Source organism: Streptomyces sp. N50, assembly GCF_033335955.1.
Taxonomy (GTDB): domain Bacteria; phylum Actinomycetota; class Actinomycetes; order Streptomycetales; family Streptomycetaceae; genus Streptomyces.
On sequence record NZ_CP137549.1, the window covers coordinates 6414481 to 6426561 of the forward strand.

Annotated in this window: 9 protein-coding genes and 1 pseudogene; 7 read left to right on the plus strand and 3 right to left on the minus strand. The window is 68.4% G+C overall.

Annotation, left to right across the window (positions count from 1 at the left end; genetic code table 11):
* Positions 1–20: 20 nt before the first annotated feature.
* Positions 21–1001: a phosphotransferase enzyme family protein gene (locus R2B38_RS29070; protein WP_318018870.1), complete on the minus strand. Its 981-nt coding sequence runs from the start codon at positions 999–1001 to the stop codon at positions 21–23.
* Between the two features lie 248 nt (positions 1002–1249).
* On the opposite strand from R2B38_RS29070, the gene R2B38_RS29075 reads away from it, so the two are divergent.
* Both R2B38_RS29075 and R2B38_RS29080 read left to right on the plus strand, forming a co-directional pair.
* Complete coding sequence (locus R2B38_RS29075) at positions 1250–3034, plus strand: cellulose synthase catalytic subunit (RefSeq protein ID WP_318018871.1); 1785 nt, start codon at positions 1250–1252, stop codon at positions 3032–3034.
* A gap of 3 nt (positions 3035–3037) precedes the next feature.
* Positions 3038–4993 (plus strand): kelch motif-containing protein, encoded by a 1956-nt coding sequence (locus R2B38_RS29080; RefSeq protein ID WP_318018872.1) that lies wholly within the window; start codon positions 3038–3040, stop codon positions 4991–4993.
* A gap of 29 nt (positions 4994–5022) precedes the next feature.
* On the opposite strand, the gene R2B38_RS29085 is transcribed toward R2B38_RS29080, so the two are convergent.
* Positions 5023–6015, minus strand: a complete 993-nt coding sequence (locus R2B38_RS29085) for a glycoside hydrolase family 6 protein (protein ID WP_318018873.1) — start codon at positions 6013–6015, stop codon at positions 5023–5025.
* 174 nt (positions 6016–6189) lie between these two features.
* Here R2B38_RS29085 and R2B38_RS29090 point away from each other — a divergent pair, with 174 nt between their 5' ends.
* From R2B38_RS29090 to R2B38_RS29100, 3 genes are all read left to right on the plus strand, one after another.
* Positions 6190–6699 (plus strand): MarR family transcriptional regulator, encoded by a 510-nt coding sequence (locus R2B38_RS29090; protein WP_318018874.1) that lies wholly within the window; start codon positions 6190–6192, stop codon positions 6697–6699.
* A gap of 56 nt (positions 6700–6755) precedes the next feature.
* Positions 6756–7094: a DUF3817 domain-containing protein gene (locus tag R2B38_RS29095; RefSeq protein ID WP_318018875.1), complete on the plus strand. Its 339-nt coding sequence runs from the start codon at positions 6756–6758 to the stop codon at positions 7092–7094.
* Positions 7095–7178: 84 nt separating this feature from the next.
* A complete protein-coding gene (locus tag R2B38_RS29100) occupies positions 7179–8879 on the plus strand; it encodes a methylmalonyl-CoA mutase (RefSeq protein ID WP_318018876.1) in 1701 nt (566 codons plus the stop codon).
* A gap of 15 nt (positions 8880–8894) precedes the next feature.
* On the opposite strand, the pseudogene R2B38_RS29105 reads toward R2B38_RS29100, so the two are convergent.
* Positions 8895–9520: pseudogene (locus R2B38_RS29105) on the minus strand (TetR/AcrR family transcriptional regulator).
* A gap of 224 nt (positions 9521–9744) precedes the next feature.
* Between R2B38_RS29105 and R2B38_RS29110 the strand changes: the two are divergent.
* Both R2B38_RS29110 and R2B38_RS29115 read left to right on the plus strand, forming a co-directional pair.
* Complete coding sequence (locus R2B38_RS29110; protein ID WP_033285446.1) at positions 9745–10722, plus strand: tetratricopeptide repeat protein; 978 nt, start codon at positions 9745–9747, stop codon at positions 10720–10722.
* A 645-nt stretch (positions 10723–11367) separates the two neighbouring features.
* Positions 11368–11997, plus strand: a complete 630-nt coding sequence (locus R2B38_RS29115) for a DUF6230 family protein (protein ID WP_318018877.1) — start codon at positions 11368–11370, stop codon at positions 11995–11997.
* Positions 11998–12081 lie beyond the last annotated feature (84 nt).

A 12081-nucleotide genomic window follows, 5' to 3' on the forward strand; every position in this document is an offset into this window, starting at 1 on the left:
CACCACAGCCCCGCAGTCGGTCACCACACCCGCTCCAGCGCCGTGTGTAACCGGGAGACAACCCCCGGATCCGGCACCCACCCCAACGAGGCGACGACCTGACCGCTCGCGAACTCCCGTTGTTCTGAGGTCACTTCCGGGTCGATCGCGCACTCTGCCTGTACCCGCACATAGTTCAGCGCGGTCGCGAAGAGCATCGAGAACGACTGCGGACCCTGTACGACAGCACGCCCACCGGCACTCCGATACGCCCGCGCCACCCGCACGCCCGCCTCCACGTCCCCCGCGTTACCGCCCGACCACACGAACAGGGCGCGGGCCAACTCCCGTTCCGCAGACGTGGATCCGGCATTGTCCCAGTCCAGGAGGGCCGGACCGTCCCGGCCGACCAGGACGTTCTGGGGTTGCAGATCGAGATGGGACGTCACCAGGTCGCCGGGGTCGGACGGAGTCACCCAGTGCGCCAACTCCCGTGCGGAGCCGGCGATGAACCGGCCCAGCTCGTCCGCCCACGGCATCCCCGCCCGCCCGACCTCCGCGTGCAGCTTCGCCCACTCGCCGTCCCCCGGGCACCGCTCGTACCAGGCGGACGGCATCACACTCTCGCCCTCGCCCGCCCTGTGCAGCAGCGCCATGGTCCGCCCGAACCAGTCCAGGACGTCCGGGTCGGACACGTCCGCGGGGGTGCCGTCGATCCAGTCGTACAGCTTGATGTGGGAGCCGTCGGAAGGTGGCGGGAGGTGGGAGACGTACGCCCCCTCCCGATTCCGCATCAGCCGCGGCGACGCGATCCCCAGCTTCTCCGCGGCCTGCCGTAACGCGGCCTCCCGGCGGACCTGGGCCTCGTCGCAGCCGAAGAGGAGTTCCTTGACGGCCCAGGAGGAACCGTTGCCCGACAGCTTCCAGATCTGTCCCAGCGCCCCCCGCGTGACGGGCGCCGACGTCCATGGTCCGGCGCCGAGCGCATAGGTCTCGGCGATGAGATCGGCGGTGTCGTGCATGCGGATGCCTCCGGGACGCTGCTGAGGATCATGACCGGGGCATTCTCCCCGAGCCACCCCCGAACCCCGCTCCACCGCCGGAGGCACCCGTTCCGCCGCCGGAGTCAACTCCCCACCCACCTGGACGCACCCAGTTCGACACGCCCCTATATCTCCACTTGTGTGTGGGTATCGGCCCGGTCGATCTTCGGAACCCAGCGGTTCCTCGGACCCGGGCGTCGATCACTCCTCAATCATTGGAGGGCGCTGTGCGGCCGGAGGGCTACGACTACGACACCTACAGCCGACTGGCCGGGCCGCTCACCGAGCCGTCCGGTGGGTCGTACCAGGTGCAGTACACCTCGCTCCTCTCGCGCGAGCCCCACCGAATACGCGCTGTCCTCCTGATGAGCCTCGCCCCGGTGCTCACCGCCGCCCTGCTCGTCTATCTCGTCTGGCCCTCCCACTGGGTCGAGCGCGAGGGCGGTCAGGAGTGGATGGTCGGGCTCGACGTCACGATGCTGATAGCCATCGGCCTCATCGAGCTGTTCATGGTCGTCAACGTCGCCTCCGTCGCCCACGCCACGCTGGTCGCCCGCGACCCGATCCCCGTAACTCCCGCCCCCGGCACCCGCGTCGCCTTCCTCACGACGTACGTCCCGGGCAAGGAACCCCTCTCCATGGTCCGCGCCACTCTCGAAGGCGCGGTCAGGGTCACGCACACCGGGCCGGTCGACGTGTGGCTCCTCGACGAGGGTGACGACGAGCAAGCCAAGGCCCTGTGCGCCGAGTTGGGCGTACGGCACTTCACGCGGCACGGAGTTCCCGAGTGGAACCGCCCCAAGGGTGTCCACAAGGCCCGTACGAAGCACGGGAATTACAACGCCTGGATCGCCATGCACGGCGGCGACTACGAGTTCTTCGCCTCCGTCGACACCGACCACGTGCCGCTCCCCAACTTCCTTGAGCGGATGATGGGTTACTTCCGTGACCCCGATGTCGCCTTCGTCGTAGGACCGCAGGTGTACGGGAACTACCACAACCCCGTCACCAAGGCCGCCGAGTCCCAGCAGTTCCTCTTCCACGCGCTCATCCAGCGCGCCGGAAACCGCTACCGCGCCCCCATGTTCGTCGGCACCAACAACGTCGTACGGATGGCCGCCCTCAAGCAGATCGGCGGGCTCTACGACTCCATCACCGAGGACATGGCCACCGGCTTCGAGCTGCATCGGCACCGCAACCCGTTGACCCGTACGCACTGGCGGTCCGTCTACACCCCGGACGTGCTCGCGGTGGGGGAGGGGCCGGCCTCCTGGACCGACTTCTTCACCCAGCAGATGCGGTGGTCGCGCGGGACGTACGAGACGCTCATCAAGCAGTACTGGAAGGCGCCGTTCACGATGCCTCCGGGGCGGCTGTTCTCGTACACGATGATGCTCGTCTACTACCCGATGACGGCCGTCAACTGGCTGCTGGGCATCATGAGTTGCTTCCTGTTCCTGTGGTTCGGGGCGTCCGGTACGCAGGTCGCGGCCTCTGTGTGGCTGATGCTCTACAGCGATGCGGCCGCGCTCCAGATCGGGCTCTATCTCTGGAACCGGCGGCACAACGTCTCCCCGCACGAGCCGGAAGGGTCGGGCGGTCTGGCGGGCATGGCGATGTCCGCGCTCTCCGCGCCCATCTATCTCAAGTCCTTCGGAGAGGCGTTGATCCGCCGTCCCAGCCGGTTCGTCGTCACCCCCAAGGGCGGCGACGCCAGCCCGGACCGGGTGATGACCTTCCGGATCCATCTCTTCTGGGCGATCCTCCTGGCGACCTCGCTGGCCGCCTCGGTCGTGCTCGACCACACCCATGCCGCCATGCGCACCTGGGCCGTCCTCGGGATGGTCATCTCCCTTGCGCCGCTGGGGGTTTGGGCCGGGTCGCTGCTCAAGGAGCGCCGGGAGCGGCGGTCGCTGCTCGGCGGCGCCCGCACTCTCGACACCGCCGAGCCCGCGCTCGCCACCACCGGGGCGGGTCCGTCCGTCTCCAGCACCACGACAGGGGGCAACTAGACCATGGCCTTCCAGCCGTCCCAGAAAACCAGGAAGACCGTCCTCGGCATCGGCGGCATCGCCGTCCTGGCCGGTCTCAACGCCCCGGCCGCCCTGGACTTCGCCGGTGAGCAGTACCACGAGTACAAGATCACGCGGCCCGACTACATGGCCAAGTACGGCTCCTGGGACCAGATCGACATCCCGAAGAAGTACCGGACCAACGCCATCCACGCCTCGCTCCTGCACACCGGCAAGGTGCTGATCGTGGCCGGGTCGGGGAACGAGCAGAAGAAATTCAACGCGGGTTCGTTCGACACCGTGTTGTGGGATCCGAAGGCCAACACCTTCAAGAAGATCCCGACCCCGGTCGACTTCTTCTGCGGCGGACACAGCCAACTCCCCAGCGGCAACCTGCTGGTGGCCGGCGGCACCGCCCGCTACGAACTCCTCGACGGCGAGGTCAAGCGGGCCGGCGGCGGTATGCGCGTCAAGAACGAGAGCCCGAACAAGGCGATGTTCCTGAAGAAGGGCACCGTCTTCCGCTCCCCGGCCGGCGTCGACTACGTCAGCAAGTTCGACGTGACCGTCCCCAAGGCCAAGCGCGAGTTCAAGGTGACGTACAACGCCCGCGGTGTGATGCAGCCTTGGCAGACCAAGGTCACCGCGAGCGAGGTCCGTGTCTTCGTCGAGGCCGCCGAGGCGGGCCCGATGTCGGTCACCGAGAACCAGGCCCAGTACGACATCGTCGGCCTGAAGGGCAAGGACGCGAACAACACGTACGGCCTCTCCGAGAAGATCACCCTGGAGAAGCAGGACTACCAAGGCATCCGCGCCGCCTACGAGTTCGACCCGAAGGCTGAGCGGTACATCCCGGTCGACCCGATGGAGAAGGCCCGTTGGTACCCGACCCTCGTCGGCCTCGACGACGGCCGCGTCCTCGCCGTCTCCGGCCTCGACGACGTCGGCGTCATCGACCAGGGCGACAACGAGATCTACGACCCGAAGACCAAGAAGTGGACCCCGGGCCCCAAGCGTTACTTCCCCACCTACCCGGCCCTCTTCCTCACCAAGGGCGGCAAGCTCTTCTACCCGGCCTCGAACGCCGGCTACGGACCCGCCAACAAGGGCCGCGAGCCCGGCCTTTGGGACCTGAAGACCAACAAGTTCACCAAGGTCGCGGGCCTCAACGACCCCGACGAGACCGAGACCTCGTCCTCGCTCCTCCTGCCGCCCGCGCAGGACCAGAAGGTGATGATCCTCGGCGGCGGAGGCGTCGGCGAGTCCAAGAAGTCGACCCCGCGCACCGCGGTCGTCGACCTCAAGCAGGACAGCCCGGTCTTCAAGGACGGCCCCAACCTCCCCCAGGGCACCCGGTACTTGAACAGCGTGATCATGCCGGACGACTCGGTCTTCACCACGAACGGTTCCTCGGACTACCGCGGCCGCAGCGCCAGCAACATCTTCAAGGCGCAGTTCTACGACCCGAAGGGCAACGCCTTCCGCGAGGCCGCCGCCCCGATGGTCGGCCGCAACTACCATTCCGAGGCACTGCTGTTGCCCGACGGCCGGGTCGTCACGTTCGGCTCCGACCCGCTCTTCGACGACCAGGCCAACACCAAACTCGGCCACTTCGAGCAGCGCATGGAGATCTTCACCCCGCCCGCGCTGCACAAGAACGGCACCAACAGGCCCGTACTGCAAGACGGTCCGCAGACCCTGGACCGGCACCACCGCGCGACCTTCCGCACCGACCACCCCGAACGGGTCGTCAAGGCCCGCCTGATGCGGCCGAGTTCGGTCACGCACACGACGGACGTCGAGCAGCGCTCCATCGAACTCGGCCTCGTCAAGGACGGCAAGTCGGTGACGGTGGACGTCCCGAACGACCGGGCCCTGGTGCCGCCCGGCTGGTACATGCTCTTCGTGACGGACGCGCAGGGCACGCCGTCGGAGGCCAAGTGGATCCAGGTCCAGTGAAGTTGACCGGGGCGAGCTGAACTGCCTTGCTACGCCTTGGAGTTGCGAGCCAGCTCCAGGGCGTACTCCGGCCACCACTGACCGGCGTCCGGGCCGCCCTCGCAGGTGCCGTCCGAGGCGCCGGGCCGCTTGATCCACAGATAGGCGTCCAGGGCCTGCTCGCCGGTGTCGGTGGTCGGCCGGGTGCCGAGGCCCCGGCCCGGCGGGTTGCACCAGGCGCCGTCCAGCGGGCCGTTGCCGTTGCGGCTGGTGTCGACGACGAAGTGCTTGCCGCCGAGGTCCCGCGACAGCTGGACGCCGTACTTCTTCGTCACCGCGTCCGTCTGGAAGTTGGACACGTTGAGCGAGAACCCGTCGGCCTCCTCGACCCCGGCCCGCTTCAGCGGCTCCACGAGCTTCGAGGAGTCCTGGATCCAGGACGGGTTGCCCGCGTCGAGATACACCCTCGTCCCCGACTGCTGCTTCAGCCGCACGACCGCCTCGCTCAGCAACTGCTCCCGCTCGCCCTGGTATTCGCCGGGCGTGCAGCCGTCCACCATGTGCGCGACGGCGTCGGGCTCCAGCACGACCAGTGCCTTGGAATCCCCCAGCGCGTCGGCGAACTTCCCGATCCAGGCCCGGTAGGCGTCGGCGTCCCCCGCCCCGCCGGCCGAGTGCTGACCGCAGTCGCGGTGCGGGATGTCGTACGCGACGAAGAGCGCCGTACGACCCTCCTGGCGCGCGGCCGCGGTCGCCGCCCTGATCACCGGGCCGGGGTCGATCTCACCGGCCGGCCACAGCGCGGTCGGCTCGTCGGCGATCCGCTTGAGCAGGGCGGCGTCCTGCTTGCGCCCCTCCCGCTCCCACATCTGGATCTGCTCGGCCGCCGGACTCGCCGGGTCGACCCAGAAGGTCGTGTCGCCCATCGGCCCCTTGGACCGGGCACCGGCGACGGAGGCCTCGTCGACGTCGGACGCGGACGAACAGCCCACCGCGAGCCCGAGGACCGTGAGTGCCGCGAACGTGCGGATCAGCCGGGACATGCCGCTCCCTTGCGCGAGGGGGATATTCAGTGACAATCAGTCAGTAATCCTGGCAATCCTGACACAAGGTGGTCGGTCCGCCCGGGCGCGACACCGGGCCGTCGGCGCGGTCCCCGGGACCGATGGGCGAGACGGGGCTGACCACGATGTGACCGGCCGGTAAGGTCTGGTGCCGTGTCAAAGCCGCTCAGTCTTCCTTTCGACCCCATCGCCCGCGCCGACGAACACTGGAAACAGCGCTGGGGAAACGTGCCGTCCATGGCCGCCATCACCTCGATCATGCGGGCGCAGCAGATCCTGCTCGCCGAGGTCGACGCGGTCGTCAAGCCGTACGGACTGACCTTCGCGCGCTATGAGGCACTCGTGCTGCTCACCTTCTCCAAGGCGGGCGAGCTGCCGATGTCCAAGATCGGCGAGCGGCTCATGGTGCACCCCACGTCGGTGACGAACACCGTGGACCGGCTGGCGAGGTCCGGTCTCGTCGCCAGGCGCCCCAACCCCAACGACGGCCGCGGCACCCTCGCCTCCATCACCGACAAGGGCCGCGAGGTCTGCGACGCGGCCACCCGCGACCTGATGGAGATGGACTTCGGGCTGAGTGCCTACGACGCCGAGGAGTGCGGGGAGATCTTCGCGATGCTGCGGCCGCTGAGGGTCGCGGCGGAGGACTTCGACGAGGAGTGACCCGGGCCGCCGACCCGGGGAAAGATCGCCCGGAACGGGTGGTTACGCTCGTCCTCATGAAAAAGAGCGTGTTCACCCGCTACCGCGTTTTGGCGTACACCACGGGTGTGCTGCTGGTCCTGCTCTGCCTGAGCATGATCGCCAAGTACCTCCTGAAGATCGACGGCGCCGGGAGCTTCACCGAGGTCGTCGCCATCGCGCACGGCTGGCTGTACGTCGTCTACCTCCTCTTCGCCTTCGACCTGGGCTCCAAGGCGAAGTGGCCGGTCGGCAAGCAGCTGTGGGTGCTCCTCGCGGGCACGATCCCGACGGCCGCGTTCTTCGTCGAGCGGAAGATCAGCCACGAGCTGGAGGGCCACTTCGCCGAGCCGGCTCCGGTCGCCGCGAAGGTCTGAGCCGCACCGCTTCCACCGCCGTACGGGTCGCGTACGGCGGTCAGCCATCGACATTTACTAGGACGTCCTAGTAAATTCGAGGGTATGGACGCTGACGCCATCGCAGAGGGCCGCCGACGCTGGCAGGCCCGGTTCGACGCCGCACGCACGCGTGAGGCCGACTTCACCACGCTCTCCGGGGACCCGGTCGAGCCGGTGTACGGGCCTCGCCCCGGGGACACGTACGACGGCTTCGAGCGGATCGGATGGCCCGGCGAGTACCCCTACACGCGCGGGCTGTACGCCACGGGCTACCGGGGGCGGACCTGGACGATCCGGCAGTTCGCCGGGTTCGGGAATGCCGAGCAGACCAACGAGCGGTACAAGAAGATCCTGGCCAACGGCGGCGGGGGTCTGTCGGTGGCCTTCGACATGCCGACCCTGATGGGCCGCGACTCCGACGACCCGCGCTCGCTCGGCGAGGTCGGGCACTGCGGGGTCGCCATCGACTCCGCGGCCGACATGGAGGTCCTCTTCAAGGACATCCCGCTCGGCGATGTGACGACATCGATGACGATCAGCGGACCGGCCGTCCCCGTCTTCTGCATGTACCTGGTGGCGGCCGAGCGGCAGGGCGTGGACCCTGCCGTCCTCAACGGCACGCTCCAGACGGACATCTTCAAGGAGTACATCGCTCAGAAGGAGTGGCTCTTCCAGCCCGAGCCGCACCTGCGCCTCATCGGCGACCTCATGGAGTACTGCGCGACCGGCATCCGCGCCTACAAGCCGCTGTCCGTCTCCGGCTACCACATCCGCGAGGCCGGCTCCACGGCCGCGCAGGAGCTGGCGTACACGCTGGCCGACGGCTTCGGGTACGTCGAACTCGGCCTGTCCCGGGGCATGGACGTGGACGTCTTCGCGCCCGGCCTGTCCTTCTTCTTCGACGCGCACGTCGACTTCTTCGAGGAGATCGCCAAGTTCCGCGCGGCGCGCAGGATTTGGGCCCGCTGGATGCGGGACGTCTACGGCGCCAAGTCCGAGAAGGCCCAGTGGCTGCGCTTCCACACCCAGACCGCCGGCGTCTCGCTGACCGCGCAGCAGCCGTACAACAACGTGGTCCGTACGGCGGTCGAGGCACTGGCGGCGGTCCTCGGCGGGACCAACTCGCTGCACACCAACGCCCTGGACGAGACCCTCGCGCTGCCGAGCGAGCAGGCGGCGGAGATCGCGCTGCGCACGCAGCAGGTGCTGATGGAGGAGACCGGGGTCGCCAACGTCGCGGATCCGCTGGGCGGTTCGTGGTACGTCGAGCAGCTCACCGACCGCATCGAGGCGGACGCCGAGAAGATCTTCGAGCAGATCAGGGAGCGGGGCCTGCGGGCCCACCCGGACGGACAGCATCCGATCGGCCCGATCACCTCCGGCATCCTGCGCGGCATCGAGGACGGCTGGTTCACCGGCGAGATCGCCGAGGCCGCGTTCCAGTACCAGCGGTCCGTCGAGAAGGGCGACAAGCGGGTCGTCGGTGTGAACGTCCACCACGGCTCCGTAACCGGCGACCTGGAAATTCTGCGCGTCAGCCACGAGGTGGAGCGGGACCAGATCCAGGAGTTGGGCACGCGCAAGGGCGCACGGGACGAGGCGGCCGCAGGGGCGGCCCTGGACGCGATGCTCGCGGCGGCGCGCGACGGGTCGAACATGATCGGCCCGATGCTGGACGCTGCGCGGGCGGAGGCGACGCTGGGGGAGATCTGTGGGGTGCTGCGGGACGAGTGGGGGGTTTACACGGAGCCTGCCGGGTTCTAGGGCCCGCTTCTTCTTCTACGTGCCGCTGAGTGACGTCAGGCCCAGCAGCAGGACCTGGGTGAAGCTGTGGACCCAGCGTTCGTCGGCCGGTTCGGCGCTTACCAGGGTGCGGTGGACCACCGCGCCCGCCACCACGTCGAAGATGAGGTCGGCTGTGCGGGCGGCTTCCTCCGGGTCGGTTTCCGGGGGAGTTCGCCGCGGGCTTGGGCGCGGGCTCTGCCCTCCAGGACCAGGCGTTTCTGGCGGTCGACGATCGATTCGCGGATGCGGTCCCGCAGGGCGTCGTCGCGGATCGACTCGGCCACCACCGCCATCAGGCCGCTCTTCGCCTCCGGGCGGGCCAGGATCGCCGCGAACTGGAGGACCACGCCCTCGATGTCGGCGGCCAGCGTGCCCCGGTCGGGGAGGCGGAGTTCGTCGAAGAGCTCCGCCACCGCGTCGACGACCAGCTCGTTCTTGCCGGCCCAGCGGCGGTAGAGGGTCGTTTTCGCAACCCCCGCGCGCGTGGCGACGTCTCCCAACGTGAGCTTGGACCAGCCGAGTTCGACCAGGGCCTCCCGGGTCGCCGCCAGGATCGCGGTGTCCGCGGTGGTGCTGCGGGGGCGTCCCGCGGCGCGTGGGACGGGAGTGCTGCTCTGCATCCCTTGACCATAACCGGCGGTTCCTGTGGTGCAGTGAGGGAGATCACCGGGTATCGGTATCCGGAAGGGGGCCTGTGCTATTACGCTACGGGTCGTAGCGAAACCACGGGCGCGGGGTGGGGACCCGGCGCCGAACAGCTCGCGGCAGACTCACAACAGACTTGCGGCAGACCGGCTTTCACAACGCTTTTCATTCACACGCGCGGACGGGGGAGGATAGACGCATGCAGCCACGGAACATGTCCATGAGCGGAGTCGTCGACCTCGCCGCGGTGAAGGCGGCCCAGGAGGCCAAGGTCAAGGCGGAGCAGGCGCGCGCCGAGACCGCCAGGCAGGGCGGCGGCGGTGCCGTCTCCCCGGCCGACCTGGTGATCGACGTAGATGAGGCGGGGTTCGAGAGCGAGGTCCTGCAGCGGTCCACCGAGGTCCCGGTCGTCATCGACTTCTGGGCCGAGTGGTGCGAGCCGTGCAAGCAGCTGAGCCCGCTCCTGGAGCGGCTCGCGCTTGATTACAACGGGCGCTTCGTCCTTGCCAGGATCGACGTCGACGCCAATCAGATGCTGATGCAGCAGTTCGGGGTGCAGGGCATTCCGGCCGTCTTCGCGGTGGTCGCCGGCCAGGCGCTCCCGCTCTTCCAGGGGGCCGCCGCCGAGCCGCAGATCCGGCAGACCCTCGACCAGTTGATCCAGGTCGCCGAGCAGCGCTTCGGCCTGACCGGTCTCGACGTCGACCCCGACGCCGCGCCGGGCGACCGGCCCGAGGCCGTCGCCGAGGTGCCGGCGGGACCGTACGACGCGCTGCTCGAAGCCGCCGTACAGGCCCTGGACGCGGGGGACTTCGGCGGTGCCGTGCAGGCCTACAAGAACGTGCTGAGCGACGACCCGGGCAACTCCGAGGCCAAACTGGGGCTCGCCCAGGCCGAGTTGCTGCACCGTGTCTCGACGCTCGACCCCCAGCAGGTGCGCACCGAGGCCGCCGAGAAGCCGGGTGACGTGCCCGCGCAGATCGCCGCCGCCGACCTGGATCTGGTGGGCGGTCATGTCGAGGACGCCTTCAGCCGGCTGATCGACACCGTGCGGCGCACGGTGGGTGACGACCGGGACGCCGTACGGCTGCGGCTGCTGGAGCTGTTCGAGGTCGTCGGGGCCGATGACCCCAGGGTGACGGCGGCCCGGCGGGCCCTGGCGCGGGCGCTGTTCTGAGCGGGGCGCGGGGCCGGTTCTGACCAGTCGGTAAACCTCGTGACCTGTGTTGCCGGAGTGAAAGATTTGCCGACGGAGTGTCACTGCGGCCGCGCTTTACCAAATCTTGGTAATCGCGGCCGCTGTTACTTGGAGTAAGTCGAGGCTGTTGATCTGTCGGATTCCGTCCGAATGTCAACTGATTTGTCCTGGCCCACGATGACACCCAGCGTCGTCGACCGATACCGGCGGGTCGTTGTTCGGTTATCCGGCCGTTACTACCCAGTAACGAAGCCCCTTGTGCGGGCGGCGAGAATGCACCACGATCGGCGACGCTCGGTCCATTTCCGTACCCCGACAGCCGGTCGGGCGGACGGAGTTTCCTGGGTCCCCACCGAGTAGAGCCGGAACAATGGAGTCGGCTCTTGGGCAGGGGGGTCTTCGCCGTACGGCGGAGCCTGTCCAGCAAGGTTGTGCGTGATGTGCGTCAGGCGCGACCAGTGGTTGTCGCTCGGGGGTGATCGCCGGTGATCGGTGCGCGGTTCGCGCCTCCGAGGACGGGCGCTCCCCTTCCCGAGGACGTAGCACTTCTCCCATCCCTGCCCGGCTGAGCCGCCAACTGGGGGCAGTCAGGGCCAGGAGATGTACGTCCGAGAAGGAGGAAATATGGAGTCCCAGGTGCGTGGCGGGACGAGATGGAAGCGCTTCGCTGTGGTCATGGTGCCCAGCGTCGCCGCTACGGCGTGTATAGGTGTGGCCCTCGCGCAGGGCGCGCTTGCCGCGTCGTTCAGCGTTTCGGGTCAGTCTTTCAAGGTGACGGCGGACAAGCTCGTCGGCACGGGCTTCGCGCAGTACGGAGCCATCGACTCGGGGTACAACCTCGACGGCACGAAGACGGCGCACCCGGTCGCGGTGTCGTCGTTCAGCAATGCCGAGATCACGAACATGTGCCAGTCCGTGGTCACCCCGAACATCCCGCTGCTCGGCTCGGTGAGTCTGACGCTGAAGGCGGGCGGTGACGGCACCCCGGTCGAGGCTGACAATCTCTACATCGATGTCGACAACCTCCAGGCCGACGCGACGTTCGAGAACATCCGGATCGGTGTGGCCGGCAAGGACCTCAAGGGTCCCGGCATCAGGAGCGGCGACGCCGCGAACCCGTTCGGATTCGGTCAGGACGCCGACAAGGCCACCCTGGTCGGCGTCAAGCAGACGGCGTGGGCGACCACCGCAGGGACCTTCAAGCTCAGTGGGCTGAAGATGTCGCTGTCGGCGGGCACCCACGAGTGCTACTAGGCACTTGACGGCGGGCGGGGGAGCCGGTGGCGCCCCCGCCCGTCCACCTTCCACCAGCGCCTTCACACAAGGTGCGACTCTCCA